The sequence below is a fragment of the Microbacterium xylanilyticum genome (assembly GCF_054654695.1).
On record NZ_BAAIEN010000002.1, the window covers coordinates 1,915,183 to 1,932,906 of the forward strand.

The following is a 17,724-nucleotide window of genomic DNA, read 5'->3' on the forward strand; positions in this document are numbered from 1 at the left end:
TGAGGGGCCTGTTCCGGGCGCGGTTCCTGCCTATTTGCGGTCGGGTTCGGCGGTCTTGAATGAGGCTGAGAACGTCTGGTTGGCCATGCTTGATGGGTGGCGGGCGCAGCAGTTCGCGCGCAACCTCGCTCCGTCGACCGTGGATGCGCGTCGGTCGATCGTGCTGCAGTTTCGTGCGTTCGCGGAGTCTTACCCGTGGTCGTGGACGGCGGGGCTGGTGGACGAGTTCTTCATCGAGCTGCGCGGCGTTCGTGGTGCGTCGCGCTCGACGGTGCTGGGCTATCAGAACGCGCTGCGGATGTTCCTGGAGTATCTGACCGATCCCGCCTACGGGTGGAGCGAGCAGTGCTGGGACCGGTTCGGTGATCACCCGGCACAGGTCTTCCACGACTGGAACACGGCGCGGCACGCGTCAGAGGCGATCGCGGAACCAGGCAAGCGCCCCTACACCCGAGACGAGCTGGAGGATCTCTTCGACTGCGCTGACGACCGTGTATTGCGGATCCGTCGCGCCGGCGTGAAGGGGTGGGTGCCGGCGTTCCGGATCGCGACGCTGATGAAGGTCGCCTACGCCTGGGGTCTTCGTCGCAACGAGGTCCGTCAGCTCGATCTGGTCGATCTCGCCTCGAATCCCCGGGCACGCCAGTTCGGCGACGCGGGCATCATCTATGTCCGATTCGGGAAGGCGATGAAGGGCTCTCCCCCGAAACGCCGCACGGTGCTGACCCTGCCGGAGTTCTCCTGGGCGGTCGAGTGCCTGCAGCAATGGCGTGACGAGGTCCGCCCGCTCTACGCCCCGCCCGGGGTGACCGGTCTTTGGCCGAGCGAGCGCGGGAACCAGATCATCACGGCCGGGCAGATCAGCCGGGCGTTCGCTGAGGTCAAACGCGAGGCCGGCTTGACCGACGATCTCGACTTCCACTCCCTGCGCCGCTCTTACATCACCCACCTGGTCGAGGAGGGCTACGACGCGTTCTTCATCCAGCAGCAGGTTGGCCACGAGCACGCGTCGACCACATCCATCTACACCGGCCTCTCCCCCGACTACCGGGCCCGCGTCGTCGACGACGCGATCGCCCGCATGGCCACACAAGCCCTCACCACACAGGAGTGATATCTGATGATCCGACGCGTTGACCACGGCTGGCGACTGCGGGAACTGATGGCCGCCCGCGGGATGACCACCATCTCCGACCTGATCCCCCACCTTTCCGATCGAGGCATCAGCCTCTCCGATTCGCAGCTCTACCGGCTCCTCAGCGGAACGCCCGAGAGGATCAACCTCACCCTGCTCGGCGCGATCCTCGACACCCTGGACTGCACGTTCGAGGAGCTGGTCCCTGTCACGGTCACCGCCACCGCATCCCGCACCCGCGCCACGGGAACGACGGACGCGGCCGCGGCCTCCCGCACCGACGCGATCCGGCCCGCCCGGGCACGGATCCACCGGCCCAGTTGAACGCCCGCCGCGCCGAAGTCGGTTGCGCACGCTGCGGCCGGACCGGGGTTCGATTCGCGACGACCTGGCCTGAGGGTCGCATCTGCCGGCGTTGCTATCAGCGGGCCACACGCGTCCATGGCACCTGCCCGGGCTGCGACACGCACCGTCTCTTGCCGGGGCTGTTGAACGATGCGCCAGCCTGCACCGACTGCACGGGAATCCCGAAAGACTTCCACTGCACCCGCTGCCGCCGAGAAGACGAACCCGTCCGCGCCGGGCTCTGCGCCCACTGTTGCCTCGCCGACGATCTCGCTCAACTGCTCGACAACGGCCACGGCGAGATCGCCCCACACCTACATCCGCTGTTCCAGGCCTTGACGACGCATGTCCCGCGTCAAGTAGTTGGCAGGATTTCTTCTCTTTCAAAGGTGGGGATGGTGGGGTCGGCCAGGCCCAGGTGCACCTGCATCGGCCTGTTCCAGGCGATCGCCTCGTGCGGCCGCTCGGTGTTGTACTCGACCCGGTAGTCCTCGGCGCGTTCGATCAGCGTCAAGGCGTCGGGGATCTCATCGAGGAACAATCGCTCGTACTTCAGCGTCCCGAACCCGCGTTCGCGTGACCCGTTCTGCCCGGGCGAGCGCACCCTCGTGCGGACGTGCCGCAGCTCGGGGTGCCGCATGATGAACAGCTCGAAGTTCAGCGACCGGAACGGGCCGCCGTTGTCGGTGACGATCGTCACCACCGGCAGCACCTCACCCGTCTCTTCATCGACCTGACATTCGTCGACGAGCGGGTGCTCGAACATCTGCTCGTAGTCGGCGAGGGCGAGTTCGATCGCGGCGATCGCGTCGTACTGGTTCGCGGTCGGCGACACGTGGAACGGGTACTCGAGCTTCGAGTACCAGTCCCGGCACCCCGCGATCCGCCAGGTCCCACCGGTCGTGGTCTCGAACTCGCTGAAGTCCAGCTGCCAGACCTGGTTCGGTCCGGTCGGGTTCCGCGCGAACGCTGCCTTCCGCTCCTTTGCCAGCTCGCGGCGCTGCTTCTGGTACTCCGACGGCAGGATCAGCCCGTCATCGCGCATCAGGCGCAGCACGGTCGCCTGCGACACCTTGTGACCGTCGTGCCGAGTCAGCGCCCAGATCTTCCGATGCCCCCACGCCGGCTTCGCCAACGCATGCCCCGTCACCAGCGGGCGGGCGGCGTCCCTTGCAGGCTGCGGCCAGGGCCCCTTCGTCGGCCGGTCTTGCTTCGCCTTGGCCTGCCAGCGCCGCCAGGTGCGTTCGGGCATGTCGATCAGGCGGCAGAACCTCGAGGTCGACATGCCCGCCTCCATGCGGATCACCTCGAGGTCCTCGAAGGGCCCAACCGGCCCTCCGCACTCTTCTTCCACACCCGAATCTCGACGGCCGCCTCGCCCAGCGCCTGGGTCAGATCGGCGACCTCCGCCTCGAGCTGCTGCTCCCGGGTCGACGGCCCCGTCTTGCCAGCGGCCAGGCCGGTCTTGCCAGCCTCGAGGAAGTCCGCCTTCCACCGGCCGATCGACTGCTCGCTGACCTTCTCACGCCGAGCCGCTTCAGCGATCGTCATCTCGCCGGCGAGGATGCTCAGCACGATCCTCGTCTTCTTCTCCACCGGGATCACTGGTGGTCTACCCATCGTCAAACACTCCGCTCAGGACTCAATCAATCGTCCTGCCACAAAGTCTGACGCGCGACACGCAGAAGCACGCACGCAGCGCGAAGATCTGGTTCATCATCAACAAGGACGTCACCGCCCTGATCCAAGCCCTGGCCCGCGGTGAAGCGACGCTCGAACACAGCACCTTCACGGAGCACCCGAACCCGTCCAAAGTCGCGTTCCTGCGCGAGCTCTGCATCGAACACGGACTCCTCTCCCCCGTCCATCTCGACATCGAACGCTTCCAGGCCTGGCTCGCGGGAAAGGTCGCGCTCGCACACCCGGACGATGGTCGGATGGTCACCCAATACGCGCGCTGGGTCCACCTCAACCGCATGCACCACCTCGCCCAGATCGGCCAACTGAAGAAAGGAACCTTCCTCTCGGCCAAACAGTCCACCACGGTCGCACACGAGTTCCTCGCGTTCCTCAGAGACCGGCAGACCACGCCAGCAGCCTGCAGACAGGCCGACATCGATGACTGGCTGAACGGCGGCCCCACGACACGCAGCCTCGCCCGCGGCTTCATCCGCTGGGCCATGAAACACGGCCACCTCGCCACGATCGAGATCCCCTACCGGCTCGCTAAGACCACCCCCGTGATCACCCAGCAGCAACGCCTGGCGCACATCCAGCAGCTGATCAACTCGGCACCGGCCTTGCGGCCTCTCGAGCGAACCGCGGCACTCCTGCTTCTGCTCTACGGTCAACCGCTGGCGAATCTGATCCGCCTCAACGTTTACACCATCGACGTGGACGCGCTGTTCCCGCACTACGGCATCATCGCTGGGCGGCTCGGAGCCGCAGGGGTCGCGCCGACAACCACGATGCTCGGGGTCACCCGTCTCGCGATCCCCGGCCAGATGGTCGAACTCGAAGGAACCGCGGTCGCGTAACGGCCTCACCTCCACCATCTAGAGACGGCCAGCGGCAGACTCCACTGGCCGTCTCCGCACTCCAAGGAGCATCGAGTCCCACGCGAACGCAGCACGCACTCCACGTCACCGCCTCAAAGTCGCCCGGCTCGTCGTCGATGACGGCTGGCCGATCAGCGAGGTCGCCGCCCGCTTTCAAGTCGCCTGGCCCATTGTGAAGCGGGCCGATCGCTGCCTGGCTGGTGAGACCATGCACGACCACTCTTCACGACCGAAGAGTTCACCGACCAAGACGAATAAGGCGGTCACGAAGCGATGCATGAGTCTTCGGATGAGGTTGCGGGAGGGCCGGCTCAGCTCGCCGTCCGCCTGGGAGTTGCACCGACCCGTCGATCTCATCCGCTCCGCGTCCCTCGAGCCCAACCGACTGTATGGGGGACACGCCCTAGGCGGATTCTCGCCAGATCGGGTTTGGGCGGATCGGGTCGGGCGCTGGTCGGGGCTTGTCGCTGGGCCGGAGAATGTTCTCGATGATGTGGACGGCGGCGCGCGCCACCGCGGATGTGTCGATGGCTACGGTGCTGAGGGTGGGCGTAACGATGGTGCCGATCGCGATGCCGTCAATCCCGACGATTCGAAGCCGTCCAGGAACCGCGAGGCCACCTTCGCGTGCAGCGCGCATGGCCCCGACGGCCATCAGGTCGTTGTAGGCGATAAGGGTATCGATCTGTGGATGATCGCGAAGCAGTTCTTCGAGTCCCATAGCTCCGCCTTCCAGGGACTCCTCTTTCGCTTCGACGGCGAAGAGCTCCGCATGCGGGCGGAGGTGCTTGGCGATCAGGCCCCCGCGAACGCTCTGGACGTAGCTGCCGCGAGGCCCACGCGAGACGTCGATGAATCCGACGGATCTGACACCCGAGCCGACAAGGTGTGTCACGAGGTCGATGACTCCGGCCTCGAGATCGATATGCACGGTATTGGTGGCTCCACTCGGCTCGCCGTCCTCCAGCAGGACCAATGGTGTGCCCCGAGGTGCAGCGCTGACTTGCGCAGGCGAGAAGTGGCCGACGATGACATCCACCTCATGGGAGAGACGGCGCATCGTTTCGACATCATCGATGTGGAAGCGCGCTGCGACAGAGAGCTGCCAGCGATGCGGCTCCATCTCCTCAAGCAGATGGGTAGCGAGGTCGGTGAAATAGGGATTCTGGAGTGAAGGCACGAGGAGCCCGATCGTGTGGCTCTTTTGCTTCGCCATGTTCGCGGCGAAGCGACTCGGCCGGTACCCAAGCTGCTCACTTACCGCGAGAACACGATCGCGAGTCTGCTCGCTGATCTCCGACATGCTGTTCATCGCGCGCGTGACTGTCTGCCGCGAGACTCCCGCCACTCTTGCCACGTCGTGAATCGTGACCCGTTCGTCCATTAGCGCCTCCGAGTCTCCATGCTAGGCCGAGTAATCCGGAGGTAGCTCGCATGCCCTGTTGCTTCGGTCAGGTGACCGCGAAACGACGTGGGTATCAGGAGGCTATTCGCGGAGTACCTGTGCGAGGCAGAAGGGTTAGAAGCACACGACGGGTCCGACAATCTCCTCAAGCTGAGCTGGGTCCATTCTGGGAAGGCCGAAAGATGCGGCAGTCGTCGGATGACGCGAAACGTCGAAGCGATCCCAGTTCGGTCACGATGAGTCCCGCAGCCGAGAGAGACTGCCATTCCGACAGCTCCACTCTGTGGGGAGCTCTCCTATCGAGACCGGGCGGGCCGGCGCACTCAGCAGAAATGCCGGCCCGCCCGGGGCATAATCGCGGGAGGATGAGGAATGCCCCTCGCTCCCTGCAGGACTCTTACAGCACGGGGGCGGCCGTCCACTTGGCGAAGTCGACCCACACGCCCTGGGTGATGGTGGGCCCTGACGGGGAGTAGCCGGTCAGGTTCACATTCATGCCGCCGTTGCCCACGGCTTGCGTCGGCCAGGCGAACTTCGGGTTCTTCACGATGATCCCCGCAGGTACCTCGGCTTCGGAGTAGTTCCCGTTGCCCAGGTTGGTGGTCTTGCCGTTGACCGTAATCGTCGTCTGGAACGTCCCGTCCTTGAACATCAGGGGTCCGTTTCCGTCGAGCGCGATCTGGATGTCGCCGGTGTAGACGGGCGGGTAGGTGAACCGGCCTGGGATCTCCGGAGGGCATGATCTAACAAGGAGAGATCAATGCCCGCTTTGAAGAAGTACGACGAGGAGACGCAGGCTCGCGCGGTCCGGATGTATCTGGACCGGGTCGAGGAGGGCGACGTGTCACTGCGCGCGGCCCGTGCCGAGGTTGGCGAGCTGCTCGGAATCAACGAGTCCACGCTGCGGAACTGGGTGCGCCGGGAGGTCGGTGAGGGGACCACGTCGGCGGGGTCGGAGCGTCCCGATGATGAGGTCGTCCAGTTGCGACGCGAGGTTGCCCGGTTGCGGCGGGCGAACGAGATCTTGAAGACCGCATCCGCGTTTTTCGCGGCAGCGGAGCTCGACCGCAAACTCGGACAGTGATCGACTACGTCCGCTCCCACGCGGACCGGTTCGGGGTCGAGCCGATCCTCGCCGTGCTGAATCAGCACGGCATCGGGATCGCCCCGTCGACGTACTACGCGCACGCCGCCCGCGGCTTCGCGCCCAGCCCGGCCGAACTCGAGGACGCGTACCTCGCGAACGCACTGTTCACCCTGTGGGTGGCCAACCGGCGCCTGTATGGACGGCGCAAGCTTTGGCAGGCCGCGCGACGTGCCGGGATCCGGGTGGGCCGTGACCAGGTGGAACGACTGATGAAACTCGCCGCGATCGACGGGGTCCGCCGCGGGAAGCACCGCACCGTCACCACCGAACGGGATGATCGGGCGCCGCGGCATCCGGACCTCGCGCATCGCCGGTGGGCGATCCCGACCCGGCCCGATCAGTGGTGGGTCGCGGACTTCACCTACGTGTGGACGACGGCGGGGTTCTGCTACGTGTCGTTCATCACCGACGTGTTCTCCCGCCGCATCCTGGGCTGGAGGGTGATGACGGTGAAGACGACACCGCTGGTCGCCTCCGCGCTCGCCCAAGCGGTCGCGGTCCGCCACCGCGGACTCGTCGAGTTCACGGCGACGGGGCTCGTGCACCACTCCGACAGTGAGACTGTTCGTGCTGGTGTTCTCAGGGGTCCTGACCCTCACAGCGATGGACGCGCAAGGATGCTGGTGCCGAGTGTTCTCAGGGGTTCCTGACTCTCACTCCGATCGACTTGTGCTGTCTTTCCTCGGATCTGTCGGTCCCCTGAGAACGCCCGGTGAGGCGTCACGCCTCGCCGCCGGAGTGACCTAAGGAGAGCCTGCGCCAACAGGTGCTCATCACTGTCTTGTCCGCCGGTCTGGTGGTGCGCGGTGCCGTTCCCCACCCCCACGCGAGCAGATCGGAGCACGACATGACCATCATCCACGACACGACACGACCACCTCAATCCCACCCGCCCGTGTTCGCAGGAGTCGACACGCACAAGGAGATCCACGTCGCCGCCGTCGTGGACGCGGCCGGCACCGTGATGGGCACACACAGTTTCTCCACGACCCGTGCCGGCTACCGGGCGTTGCTGGCGTGGGTGCACAGCCACGGAGAACTCGTCAGGATCGGGATCGAGGGCACCGGATCGTACGGCGCCGGTCTCACCCGCCACCTCGCCAAGAACGACGTCGTCGTTCTCGAGGTCGACCGGCCCGACCGCTCCGACCGCCGACGCAAAGGCAAGGACGACGATCTGGATGCGATCAACGCCGCCCGCGCCGCACTGCATGAGCGGCGCACCACGATCCCGAAGTCGAAGGACGGCGCGGTCGAGGCCCTCAGGATCCTGCGCGTCGCCCGCGCTCAAGCGGTCCGGGAACGCCGCAACACGCTGCAGCTGCTGCGCATGTCGATCGTCTCCGCGCCCGACGAAGTCCGTGACCAGGTCCGAAACCTCACCCGCATGCAGCTGATCCGCCACCTCGCCGCCTGGCGCCCCGACGTCTCCAACGCGACCGACCCCGTCGTCGCCTACCGGGTCGCGTTGAAGTCGTTCGGTCGCCGCTACCTCGAGCTCACCGACGAGATCGTCGGCCTCGATGACCTGATCAACCCCATCGTCGAAGCTCTCGCCCCGCAGCTGCTCGAACGCGTCGGAATCGGCATCGAAGTCGCCGGACAACTCCTCGTCACCGCCGGCGACAACCCGGACCGGCTGCGCTCGGAAGCCTCGTTCGCGATGCTCTGCGGCGTGTCCCCGCTTCCCGCCTCGTCCGGAATGACCCAGCGGCACAGGCTCAACCGCGGTGGCGACCGGCAGGCGAACCGGGCCCTGCATCTCGCGGTGATCAGCCGCCTCAGAATCGACCCCAAGACGCAGGCCTACGCCGCGAAGAAGACCGCCGAAGGCCACTCGAAGATGGAGATCATCCGCTGCCTCAAGCGCTACCTCGCCCGCGAGGTCTACTTCCTCCTCAACCCCGGCATCGAACACATCACCCCGAACACGAAACCCGCCAAAATTGCCGCTTGACTCTTAGGAGAGCATCGCGGGGTCCCAGTACACGTCTCTCGCGTTCACCGACGCACTCCACGACGCTGGGATCGCCGGGTCGATCGGGACCGTCGGCGACGCGTACGACTGTCAGTCTGTTTCTGCCCGATCTCGCGAGGATGGGGTAGTCCCGGCTGGAGCGTTCTGACCCTTGCTTACGATTGGCCCGCAGGGTGCCTTGGCGTTGATCTGTCGAGCCTCCGGCCGGGCGCGCAGTAACCGCTGCCGCCGGATCGGGCGTGACCTGATAGGAGCCTGGAGCAGTCTCGACAACGCGTCCCCATGACAGTCTTGTCCACCCGCCGGCGACAGCGTGACACCACGCTAACCGGTGAAGGAGACAGCACACATGACCGATATCGAGACCGTCCGTTCCGGACACGTCGTGATCGGCGTGGACACGCACAAGCACATCCACGTCGCCGCAGTGATGGACTCCGTCGGCGGGATCCTCGCGACGCTGACCATCGCCACCGACACGGCCGGGTTCCGGCAGCTGCTGGAATGGGCGACGGGCTTCGGGAAGATCATCGCGTTCGGCATCGAGGGGACGGGTTCCTACGGAGCCGCTCTCGCCTCGTTCGTCCGCCGTCACGGGCACAAGGTGATCGAGGTCAGCCGGCCTGACCGGCGGCTGCGCCGGTTGAATGGGAAGTCCGACACCCTCGACGCGGAGAACGCCGCCCGGGCTGTGCTGGCCGGGTTCGCGACTGCGATCCCGAAGACCGCGGACGGCGTCGTCGAGATGATCCGACAGCTGAAAGTCGCGCACGATACCGCGGTCAAGGACCGCACCGGGGCAATGATCACGCTCAAGGCGATGCTCGTGCACGCCACCGATGACCTCCGTCGGGAGATGTCGAAGAAGACACAGAAGATGGTCGCCCGGCACTGCGCCGCGCTCCGTCCTCGAGGGCTGGCGACACCCGAGGACGCGAACCGTCACGCGCTGCGCTCGATCGCGAAACGGTGGATCGCTTTGAACGACGAGATCAAGGAACTCGAGGCGCAGATCGAGCAGCTCGTGCTCCAGCGCGCCCCGCACCTGCTCGATGAGTTCGGCATCGGCGTCGACACTGCCGCGGAAATCCTGATCGTCGCCGGTGACAACCCGGAGCGGATCAGAAGCGAAGCCGCGTTCGCGAAGCTCGCCGGTATCAGTCCCATCCCGACCGGCTCCGGGATGACCAGCGGCAAGCACCGGATCAACCACGGCGGACACCGGCAGCTGAACGCCGCGATCTACCGGACTGTGATCGTCCGGATGCGGTTCCACGAGCCGACGATCGCCTACGTTGCCCGACGGACCGCCGAAGGCAAAAGCAAGCGAGACATCATCCGCTGCCTGAAGCGCTACGTGATCCGGGAGGTCTACCACCTCGTCAAGACCGACCCCAGAACCGGCGAAATCATGGGTTGACAACTATAGGAGCATCAACGCCTCAACGCTGCTGCGCAGCATTGAGGCGTTGCGTATCAAATCGCGAAGCCGAGGGCGCGCATCTGGTCGCGTCCGTCGTCCGTGATCCGCTCGGGACCCCACGGCGGCATCCAGACCCAGTTGATGCGGAAGCGGTCGACCACGTTGTCCAGCGCCTGGCCGGTCTGCTCCTCGAGCACGTCGGTCAGCGGGCACCCGGCGCTCGTGAGCGTCATGTGGATGACGAGGGCGTCGTTCTCCTCGTCCCAGGAGAGGTCGTAGATGAGACCGAGGTCGACGACGTTGATCCCGAGCTCCGGGTCGACGACGTCCTTGAGCGCCTCGGTGACCTCGTCGTACTTCTCTCCGGTCAGCGTTGCGGTCATGGTTTCAGCCTACGCTTCGATGGGAGCACTGGGGTCGAGGAAGCGGTCGTAGCCCTCCTCCTCGAGACGGTCGGCCAGCTCCGGGCCGCCCTCCTCGACGATCTTCCCCGCGACGACGACGTGCACGTAGTCCGGACGGATGTAGCGCAGGATGCGGGTGTAGTGCGTGATCAGCAGCACGCCCAGGTTGGTGTGCTCCTTGGCGCGGTTGACGCCCTCGGAGACGATCCGGAGCGCGTCGACGTCGAGGCCGGAGTCCGTCTCGTCGAGCACGGCGACCTTCGGCTTGAGCACCTCGAGCTGGAGGATCTCGTGGCGCTTCTTCTCACCGCCGGAGAAGCCCTCGTTGACGTTGCGCTGCGCGAACTTCGGATCCATGCGCAGGTTGGCCATGGCCTCCTTGACGTCCTTCGTCCACTGCCGGATCGAGGGCGCCTCGCCGTCGAGCGCGGTCTTGGCCGTGCGCAGGAAGTTCGTGACGGTCACACCCGGGATCTCGACCGGGTACTGCATGGCCAGGAAGAGTCCCGCACGGGCGCGCTCGTCGACGCTCATCGCGAGGACGTCCTCGCCGTCGAGCGTGATCGAGCCGCTCGTGACGGTGTACTTCGGGTGACCGGCGATCGTGTAGGCCAGGGTCGACTTGCCGGATCCGTTCGGGCCCATGATCGCGTGGGTCTCGCCCGTGCGGATCGTGAGGCTGATGCCGTTGAGGATCGGCGTGGTGCCCGCCTCGGTCTCGACGGTGACGTGCAGATCGGTGATCTCCAGGACAGACATGGATGATTCCTTCGTGGTTTCGTGAAAGCTTCGTGGGGGACGCGGCGCGCGGATCCGCGCGCACGGACGCGCTCAGAGAGCGCTGACGTCCTTCGTGACGGCAGGGTCGATCAGCACGTCGTCGCCGTCGATCTCGACGGTGTAGACGGGGACCGGCTCGTAGGCGGGCAGGTTCAGCGGCTTGCCGGTGCACAGCGAGAAGGCCGAGCCGTGGGCCCAGCACTCGAGCGTCTTGCCCTCGACGAAGCCCTCCGCCAGCGAGATGTCGCCGTGCGTGCAGGTGTCGCCGATCGCGTGGATCTCGCCCTCCGAGTCGAGGACGACCGCGATCGGGACGCCGTCGAGCTCGACGCGCAGCGGCGTGTCCTCCTGCAGCTCGCTCACCGAGCACGCCCGCTGCGCGGTCACGCGTTCACCGCCTGCAGCTCGAGCTCGATCGCCGCGAGCAGCTCCTCCTCCAGGGAGGGCACGCCCAGACGCTGCACGATGTCGCTGAGGAAGCCGAGGACGACGAGGCGGCGGGCCTCCTCCTCGGTGATCCCCCGCGCCTGCAGGTAGAACAGCTGCTCGTCGTCGAAACGACCGGTGGCGCTCGCGTGACCCGCGCCGAGGATGTCGCCGGTCTCGATCTCCAGGTTCGGGATCGAGTCGGCACGCGCGCCCTCGGTGAGCACCAGGTTGCGGTTGGCCTCGTAGGAGTCGGTGCCGGTGGCGCCAGGGCCGATCAGCACGTCGCCGATCCAGACGCTGTGCGCGCCGTCGCCCTGCAGCGCGCCCTTGTACAGGACGTCGCCGACCGTATGCGCACCCTTGTGGTGCAGGTAGACCTGGCTCTCCAGGTGCTGGCCCGCGTCCGCGTAGGACAGCCCGTACAGGCGCGCCTCGGACCCGGATCCGGCCAGCTCGACGTTCGGGTTCACCCGGACGACGCCGCCGCCGAAGCTGACGACGATGTGGGTGAGGTGCGCGTCCCGGTCGATCCGGGCCTGGTGCGACGCGGAGTGCAGGGCATCGTCCTGCCACTGCTGCACCGTGACGAGCGTCAGCCTGGCGCCGTCGCGGACGAGGATCTCCACGTTCTGCGCCAGCTGCGCGGAGCCGGTGTGCCGCAGCACCACCGTCGCGGAGCTGTTCGTGCCCGCCTCGATCACGAGGTGCTGGTCGGCGCGGAGCTGGGCACCCTGACCGGTCAGCTGCACGAAGATCGGCTCGGCGACCTCCTGGTCCGCGGGGATGGCGAGGTGCACCGCCTCGGCGGCACCCTGCCAGGCGACGGCCGAGACGACGTCCTCCGGGCGGAAGATCTCGCCGCGCGGGGCGTCGCCGAAGCCGAGCGCGGGGCGCAGGTACGCCTCGTCGCTCACCTCGACAGCGATGCCGGAGCCGGAGCCGGCCGGCTCGAACAGCGGCACGAGCTGTGCGACCGGGGTGTGCTTCCAGTTGACCTCGCGGCCGGTGGGCGCGCCGAAGTCGGCGGGGTCGAACGAGTGCGGACGCTCCGAACGGGTCTGCACGGGGACGACCTTGCCGGCGGCCACGAGCTGTGCCGCGGGGTCGATGTGGGCGTGAGTGTCCTGCGCCTCCGCGAGCGCGGCAGTGGGGGCCGTCATCTCAGCCGACCGATCCTTCCATGCCCATCTCGATGAGCTTGTTCAGTTCCATCGCGTACTCCATGGGCAGCTCGCGCGCGATCGGCTCGATGAAGCCGCGCACGATCATCGCCATCGCCTCGTCCTCGGGCATGCCGCGGGACTGGAGGTAGAAGAGCTGCTCCTCGCTGACCTTGGAGACCGTCGCCTCGTGGCCGAGCTGCACGTCGTCCACTCGGATGTCGATCGCCGGGTAGGTGTCGCTGCGGGACTTGGTGTCCACGAGCAGGGCGTCGCAGCGCACCGTGTTCGCCGAGTGGTGCGCGTTCGCGTCCACCCGCACCTCGCCGCGGTAGCCGGCACGACCGCCGCCGCGGGCGATCGACTTCGAGACGATCGACGACTGCGTGTACGGCGCCATGTGGATCATCTTCGCGCCGGCGTCCTGGTGCTGACCGGGGCCGGCGAAGGCGACGGAGAGCGTCTCGCCCTTGGCGTGCTCGCCCATCAGGTAGATCGAGGGGTACTTCATCGTCACCTTGGAGCCGATGTTGCCGTCGACCCACTCCATGGTCGCGCCCTCGTGCGCCACGGCACGCTTGGTGACCAGGTTGTAGACGTTGCTCGACCAGTTCTGGATCGTCGTGTAGCGCACCCGGGCGTTCTTCTTGACGATGATCTCGACCACGGCCGAGTGCAGCGAGTCGCTCTTGTAGATCGGAGCGGTGCAGCCCTCGATGTAGTGCACGTAGCTGTCCTCGTCGGCGATGATCAGCGTGCGCTCGAACTGGCCCATGTTCTCCGTGTTGATCCGGAAGTAGGCCTGCAGCGGGATCTCCACGTGCACGCCCTTGGGCACGTACACGAAGGACCCTCCGGACCACACGGCGGTGTTCAGCGCCGCGAACTTGTTGTCGCCGGCCGGGATCACCGTGCCGAAGTACTCCTCGAAGAACTCGGGGTGCTCACGCAGCGCCGTGTCGGTGTCCATGAAGATGACGCCCTGCGCCTCCAGGTCCTCGCGGATCTGGTGGTAGACGACCTCGGACTCGTACTGCGCCGCGACACCGGCGACGAGGCGCTGACGCTCGGCCTCGGGGATGCCCAGGCGCTCGTAGGTCTCCCGGATGTCCTCCGGCAGGTCCTCCCAGCTCTGCGCCTGCTTCTCCGTGGAGCGCACGAAGTACTTGATGTTGTCGAAGTCGATCTCGCTGAGGTCGGCACCCCAGGTCGGCATCGGCTTGCGCCCGAACAGCTGCAGACCCTTCAGACGGGTCTTCAGCATCCACTCGGGCTCGTTCTTGAGCGCCGAGATGTCGCGCACCACGGCTTCGCTGAGACCGCGACGCGCGCTCGCGCCGGCCGCATCGGGGTCGTGCCAGCCGAACTCGTACACCCCCAGCCCATCCAGCTCCGGGCGGTCGATCAGCACATCCGACATCACACTCTCCTCTTGGGCCGTAACGGTTCATCCGCCCCGGCACACCGTCGATCCCGTCGAGTCTGCAGGGAACGGGTGCCGCTTCTGGGCCCTCATCATGGACGCGAGCAATCGCGCCTAAACTTGTGCACGATGCTGTCCGCGAGTTCCGCGGTCATCTCCGCACACCCCCGATTCTACAGGTTCCCTCCGACGTCCGGGCCGTCATGGCCGCCCGCGCAGGGTTCCGGAGGACCCATGCCCGAGATCGCTCCCTCGTCCGCTCCCCGCACTCGCCCCGGATTTCTGGGCCGAGTCCACGATTGGCTCCCGGATCGTGTGGATCTCCGCGTGCGGATCGCCGCCTGGGTGTCGTTCGTGCTCGAGGTCGCGATCGTCGGCACGGGCGGCGCCGTGCGCCTCACCGACTCCGGGCTGGGCTGCGAGTGGCCCCTGTGCACCCCTGACTCCCTGTTCCCCACCCCCGAGCAGAGCTATCACTCGCTGATCGAGTTCGGCAACCGGGGGCTGAGCTTCTTCGTCGGGCTCGCCGCGATCGTCGTGATCGTGCTGATCTCCCGGATCAGGGCCGAACGTCGCGATCTGTGGGCGATGGCGTGGATCGTCTTCGCCGGCGTCCTGGTCCAGGCCGCGGTCGGAGGGATCCTGGTGATCTTCCATCTGCACCCGAACATGGTCGCGTTCCACTATCTCGTCTCGCTCGTTCTCGTCGCCGTGTCCGCCGCGTTCCTCGTGCGCATGGGGCAGCCGCGCGGACCGCGCGAGCGCGTCGTGCCGAAGGGCGTGGCGATCCTGGTGCACATCACGTCGTTCGTGCTGGCCCTCACCGTGATCTTCGGCGTGCTGACCACGGGCGCCGGACCGCACTCCGGAGACCCGGCGGTGACGCTGCGGAACGGCTTCGATGCGACTCTTCTCGAGCACGTCCACTCGTGGCCCGCGTACGCGCTGTTCGCGCTCACCCTCACGCTGCTCGTGATCACGCTCGCGAACGGCCTCGCCGCCATCCGCAGCGCCGTGATCGGCCTGCTCGCGATCGAGCTCGTGCAGATCGCCGTCGGCCTGTACCAGGCGCGCAACGCGCTGCCGCCGCTCGCCGTCGGCGTGCACATGGTGCTCGCCGCCGTGCTCGTCGCGGCGTGCACCGTGCTCGTGCTGCGCGTGAAGGGCCCCGCGGGCCTGATCGCCTCCGACCAGGAGGCCGGCACCGCGTCCTGAGCGGCGGTCGCGCGTTCCCCCGCCGGCACCGGACCTTCTCCCGTCAGTCCTGCGCCCGGTCCACGCCCGGGCTGCCGTCCTGCGCCCACGCCGCGCTGAGTGCGAACAGCGTCGCCACGCCGTAACGCTCCATCGCCGCAGCGATCCGGCGCCGGCCCGTGCGCGGAGTGATGCCGAGCGAACGCGACGCCGCATCCAGCGTCATCCCGCGCCGCATCCGGTGCAGCAGCTGTCCGTATCCGCCGGGATCGCGCTCGACCGGGCGCGCCTGCTGCCAGAGACCGTCGAAATACGCGCGCGCGAGCGCCGCGATCACGGGGCTGGAGACGGCGAGCACGCTCTGCGGCGCCTGGTCCCCCCACAGCAGCGGCAGGCCGGTCACCTCCTCGTCGTCGACCCAGAACCAGCTCGGCGGATCCGGGAGGATGCGGAACTCGACACCTGCCGCCTGGAACCGCTGCATCATCGCCGTCAGCGGGTCGTTCAGCGCGACGGCCGGAAGGATCGCGCGCACCGAGGAGTACGACGACATCGCCTTCGCGAATGCGGCGCTGCGCTCGGGGTCGCTGGCCTCATATCGGGCGAGATCGGTGAGCACGGCGCGCACCCGCCCGCCGGAGCCGACGCGCGACGCCTGCACGGCGAACCAGAGATCCTCCGCCGCGTGCGGCCCATGCGCGCTCTGCAGCACCAGCCGGTCCTGGGCGACCGCCTCGCCGAAGTTCCACGATGACGTGCGCCGAGCCACCGCATCCATGATCGCCGCCAGGCTCTCGCTGCGCGCCTGCGCCTCCGCTCGCTCCGCGACCAGCAGTCGCTCGATGGCGATCGCCGCCGCGTGCTGCGGGGGGGTTCAGCAGGACGACGTCGTCGCGCAGAGACAGGTCACCGGTCGCGGCGAGCCGCTCCAGCGCAGCGCGGGCTGTCGCGATGTCGAGCCCTGAGCGTTCCGCGACGTCGGCGACGCCGCGCGGCCGCTCGCGCAGCAGAAGGTCCAGGAGCTCGTCGTCGGTCATGGCGTCCTCTTGCGGACAACGCAGGAACCGGTCCTTGCGTCGTCCTGATCAGGTCAGTTGGATGAACCTGGACGCTAGCAGGAGGATCCCTCTTCTGGGGAACGGATCCGCAGACCTGCATGCTGCTGGGGACGCGGGTCCCGGATGCCCGAACATCCGGGACCTCTCCCCCGGAGATCGGACGGCGGCCTGGCGGTGCCGGATCAACTGCGGGCGGGCGACGTGCGGCGCGTCTCAGAACGGCAGCAGCGGATCCACCGCGACGGCGACGAAGATCAGCGTCAGATACGTGATGGACGCGTGGAAGACGCGCATCGGTCGAGCGGCCGCCCCCTTCACCGCCTGCGCATAGAGACGGTGCGACTCGTAGACGAACCATCCGCCGAACACCAGTGCCGAGATCGTGTAGACGAGTCCCATGCCGGCGACGGGGATCAGCAGCAGGGAGCAGGTCAGGGTCGCCCAGGCGTACAGGATGACCTGCAGCCCGACCTGCGACGCGGAGCGCGTGACGCCGAGCATGGGCACGTCGACGTCCTCGTAGTCGTCCTTGTACTTCATCGACAGCGGCCAGTAGTGCGCCGGGGTCCACAGGAAGACCAGCACGAAGAGCACGAAGGCGGGCCAGTCGAGGGATCCGGTGACGGCGGCCCAGCCGATCAGCACCGGGAAGCACCCCGCGATGCCGCCCCAGATGATGTTCTGCTCTGTGCGGCGCTTGAGGATCATCGTGTAGATGACGACGTAGAAGAAGATCGCGGCGGCCGAGAGCACGGCGGCCACCCAGTTCGTGGTGAGCCAGAGCCAGACGGTCGAGGCGATCGCCAGCACCCAGGAGAACACCAGCGCGCCACGCGGGGAGACCTCCCCGGTCACCAGCGGACGCTTCTCCGTGCGATGCATGTGCGCGTCGATGTCGCGGTCGATGTACATGTTGAACGCCGCGGCGGACCCGGCGCTCATGGAGCCGCCGATCACGGTGGCCACGACGAGCCACATGTTCGGCAGGCCGTGCTGCGCGAGGAACATGACCGGAACGGTGGAGACGAGCAGCAGCTCGAGCACACGCGGCTTGGTCAGCGCGATGTACGCCTTTATGGTCCGCTTCAGGGTGCGCTCGGGGGCGACGGACTCGATGGTGGTCGCGATGCTGACCGCCTCCTTCATGCGCACACGGGAACAGAAACATTCTATGTCACGGACCACGTCACGACCCGCGCCGGCCCGGCGCACAGGCCATCGCCCGAAACACCTCGGAAACACGACTGGGAACACGCTGAAACACTTCCGCGTGACCGGGCACGGC

General features: G+C 67.1%; 18 protein-coding genes, 2 pseudogenes and 1 other annotated feature. Of the genes and pseudogenes, 9 read left to right on the forward strand and 11 right to left on the reverse strand.

Annotated elements, in window-relative coordinates:
- Window positions 1–85: 85 nt before the first annotated feature.
- Together ACYQ1L_RS09675 and ACYQ1L_RS09680 are read left to right on the forward strand one after the other, a co-directional pair.
- A complete protein-coding gene (locus ACYQ1L_RS09675; protein ID WP_460005794.1) occupies window positions 86–1,114 on the forward strand; it encodes a tyrosine-type recombinase/integrase in 1,029 nt (342 codons plus the stop codon).
- A 6-nt stretch (window positions 1,115–1,120) separates the two neighbouring features.
- Window positions 1,121–1,459 (forward strand): helix-turn-helix domain-containing protein, encoded by a 339-nt coding sequence (locus ACYQ1L_RS09680; protein ID WP_460003967.1) that lies wholly within the window; start codon window positions 1,121–1,123, stop codon window positions 1,457–1,459.
- A 376-nt stretch (window positions 1,460–1,835) separates the two neighbouring features.
- Here the strand turns inward: ACYQ1L_RS09680 and ACYQ1L_RS09685 are convergent, their stop codons facing one another.
- Window positions 1,836–2,777 (reverse strand): transposase, encoded by a 942-nt coding sequence (locus tag ACYQ1L_RS09685; RefSeq protein ID WP_460005739.1) that lies wholly within the window; start codon window positions 2,775–2,777, stop codon window positions 1,836–1,838.
- Window positions 2,778–2,782: 5 nt separating this feature from the next.
- Window positions 2,783–3,100: a transposase gene (locus ACYQ1L_RS09690; RefSeq protein ID WP_460002273.1), complete on the reverse strand. Its 318-nt coding sequence runs from the start codon at window positions 3,098–3,100 to the stop codon at window positions 2,783–2,785.
- 725 nt (window positions 3,101–3,825) lie between these two features.
- Between ACYQ1L_RS09690 and ACYQ1L_RS09695 the strand changes: the two are divergent.
- Window positions 3,826–4,017, forward strand: a pseudogene (locus ACYQ1L_RS09695) (RidA family protein); the annotation flags it as partial.
- A gap of 70 nt (window positions 4,018–4,087) precedes the next feature.
- Window positions 4,088–4,383 (forward strand): annotated as a pseudogene (locus tag ACYQ1L_RS09700) (IS481 family transposase); the annotation flags it as partial.
- Window positions 4,384–4,441: 58 nt separating this feature from the next.
- Here the strand turns inward: ACYQ1L_RS09700 and ACYQ1L_RS09705 are convergent.
- Window positions 4,442–5,422, reverse strand: a complete 981-nt coding sequence (locus ACYQ1L_RS09705; protein ID WP_460003968.1) for a LacI family DNA-binding transcriptional regulator — start codon at window positions 5,420–5,422, stop codon at window positions 4,442–4,444.
- Window positions 5,423–5,840: 418 nt separating this feature from the next.
- Entirely contained in the window at window positions 5,841–6,095 is a 255-nt protein-coding gene (locus ACYQ1L_RS09710; protein ID WP_460003969.1) for a hypothetical protein, read from the reverse strand.
- Window positions 6,096–6,203: 108 nt separating this feature from the next.
- On the opposite strand from ACYQ1L_RS09710, the gene ACYQ1L_RS09715 reads away from it, so the two are divergent.
- From ACYQ1L_RS09715 to ACYQ1L_RS09730, 4 genes are all read left to right on the forward strand, one after another.
- Complete coding sequence (locus tag ACYQ1L_RS09715; RefSeq protein WP_460003970.1) at window positions 6,204–6,527, forward strand: transposase; 324 nt, start codon at window positions 6,204–6,206, stop codon at window positions 6,525–6,527.
- Window positions 6,482–6,613: a sequence feature (AL1L pseudoknot), on the forward strand. It overlaps the preceding gene by 46 nt.
- Entirely contained in the window at window positions 6,524–7,240 is a 717-nt protein-coding gene (locus ACYQ1L_RS09720) for a DDE-type integrase/transposase/recombinase (RefSeq protein WP_460003971.1), read from the forward strand. Its footprint overlaps the feature before it by 90 nt. Before ACYQ1L_RS09715 ends, ACYQ1L_RS09720 begins: the two co-directional genes overlap by 4 nt.
- Before the next feature lie 197 nt (window positions 7,241–7,437).
- Window positions 7,438–8,547: an IS110 family RNA-guided transposase gene (locus ACYQ1L_RS09725; RefSeq protein ID WP_460003972.1), complete on the forward strand. Its 1,110-nt coding sequence runs from the start codon at window positions 7,438–7,440 to the stop codon at window positions 8,545–8,547.
- A gap of 370 nt (window positions 8,548–8,917) precedes the next feature.
- Window positions 8,918–9,988 (forward strand): IS110 family RNA-guided transposase, encoded by a 1,071-nt coding sequence (locus tag ACYQ1L_RS09730; RefSeq protein ID WP_460003908.1) that lies wholly within the window; start codon window positions 8,918–8,920, stop codon window positions 9,986–9,988.
- A 56-nt stretch (window positions 9,989–10,044) separates the two neighbouring features.
- Here ACYQ1L_RS09730 and ACYQ1L_RS09735 read toward each other — a convergent pair whose 3' ends face one another.
- From ACYQ1L_RS09735 to sufB, 5 genes are all read right to left on the reverse strand, one after another.
- Entirely contained in the window at window positions 10,045–10,374 is a 330-nt protein-coding gene (locus tag ACYQ1L_RS09735) for a metal-sulfur cluster assembly factor (protein WP_159575921.1), read from the reverse strand.
- A 9-nt stretch (window positions 10,375–10,383) separates the two neighbouring features.
- Window positions 10,384–11,154, reverse strand: coding sequence for a Fe-S cluster assembly ATPase SufC (gene sufC / locus ACYQ1L_RS09740; RefSeq protein WP_460003973.1), 771 nt, complete (start codon window positions 11,152–11,154; stop codon window positions 10,384–10,386).
- Between the two features lie 72 nt (window positions 11,155–11,226).
- Window positions 11,227–11,562, reverse strand: a complete 336-nt coding sequence (locus ACYQ1L_RS09745) for a non-heme iron oxygenase ferredoxin subunit (protein WP_159575923.1) — start codon at window positions 11,560–11,562, stop codon at window positions 11,227–11,229.
- On the reverse strand, window positions 11,559–12,764 hold the full coding sequence (sufD, locus tag ACYQ1L_RS09750; RefSeq protein WP_460003974.1) for a Fe-S cluster assembly protein SufD: 1,206 nt from the start codon (window positions 12,762–12,764) through the stop codon (window positions 11,559–11,561). Before sufD ends, ACYQ1L_RS09745 begins: the two co-directional genes overlap by 4 nt.
- 1 nt (window position 12,765) lies before the next feature.
- The gene (sufB, locus tag ACYQ1L_RS09755) at window positions 12,766–14,184 is read right to left on the reverse strand and encodes a Fe-S cluster assembly protein SufB (protein WP_159575925.1); all 1,419 of its coding nucleotides are present in this window, start codon (window positions 14,182–14,184) and stop codon (window positions 12,766–12,768) included.
- Window positions 14,185–14,514: 330 nt separating this feature from the next.
- Between sufB and ACYQ1L_RS09760 the strand changes: the two genes are divergently transcribed.
- Window positions 14,515–15,402, forward strand: coding sequence for a COX15/CtaA family protein (locus ACYQ1L_RS09760; protein WP_460003975.1), 888 nt, complete (start codon window positions 14,515–14,517; stop codon window positions 15,400–15,402).
- 43 nt (window positions 15,403–15,445) lie between these two features.
- Here ACYQ1L_RS09760 and ACYQ1L_RS09765 read toward each other — a convergent pair whose 3' ends face one another.
- A complete protein-coding gene (locus ACYQ1L_RS09765) occupies window positions 15,446–16,150 on the reverse strand; it encodes a helix-turn-helix transcriptional regulator (RefSeq protein WP_460003976.1) in 705 nt (234 codons plus the stop codon).
- 502 nt (window positions 16,151–16,652) lie between these two features.
- On the reverse strand, window positions 16,653–17,567 hold the full coding sequence (locus tag ACYQ1L_RS09770) for a heme o synthase (protein ID WP_460005795.1): 915 nt from the start codon (window positions 17,565–17,567) through the stop codon (window positions 16,653–16,655).
- Window positions 17,568–17,724: the final 157 nt, after the last annotated feature.

Bases quoted from the DNA above. Each gene is read 5' to 3' on its own strand.
- ACYQ1L_RS09675 (WP_460005794.1), top strand. From the start codon at position 86: ATGCTTGATGGGTGGCGGGCGCAGCAGTTCGCGCGCAACCTCGCTCCG.
- ACYQ1L_RS09680 (WP_460003967.1), top strand. From the start codon at position 1,121: ATGATCCGACGCGTTGACCACGGCTGGCGACTGCGGGAACTGATGGCC.
- ACYQ1L_RS09685 (WP_460005739.1), bottom strand. From the start codon at position 2,777: ATGGAGGCGGGCATGTCGACCTCGAGGTTCTGCCGCCTGATCGACATG.
- ACYQ1L_RS09690 (WP_460002273.1), bottom strand. From the start codon at position 3,100: ATGGGTAGACCACCAGTGATCCCGGTGGAGAAGAAGACGAGGATCGTG.
- ACYQ1L_RS09705 (WP_460003968.1), bottom strand. From the start codon at position 5,422: ATGGACGAACGGGTCACGATTCACGACGTGGCAAGAGTGGCGGGAGTC.
- ACYQ1L_RS09710 (WP_460003969.1), bottom strand. From the start codon at position 6,095: ATGTTCAAGGACGGGACGTTCCAGACGACGATTACGGTCAACGGCAAG.
- ACYQ1L_RS09715 (WP_460003970.1), top strand. From the start codon at position 6,204: ATGCCCGCTTTGAAGAAGTACGACGAGGAGACGCAGGCTCGCGCGGTC.
- ACYQ1L_RS09725 (WP_460003972.1), top strand. From the start codon at position 7,438: ATGACCATCATCCACGACACGACACGACCACCTCAATCCCACCCGCCC.
- ACYQ1L_RS09730 (WP_460003908.1), top strand. From the start codon at position 8,918: ATGACCGATATCGAGACCGTCCGTTCCGGACACGTCGTGATCGGCGTG.
- ACYQ1L_RS09735 (WP_159575921.1), bottom strand. From the start codon at position 10,374: ATGACCGCAACGCTGACCGGAGAGAAGTACGACGAGGTCACCGAGGCG.
- sufC (WP_460003973.1), bottom strand. From the start codon at position 11,154: ATGTCTGTCCTGGAGATCACCGATCTGCACGTCACCGTCGAGACCGAG.
- sufD (WP_460003974.1), bottom strand. From the start codon at position 12,764: ATGACGGCCCCCACTGCCGCGCTCGCGGAGGCGCAGGACACTCACGCC.
- sufB (WP_159575925.1), bottom strand. From the start codon at position 14,184: ATGTCGGATGTGCTGATCGACCGCCCGGAGCTGGATGGGCTGGGGGTG.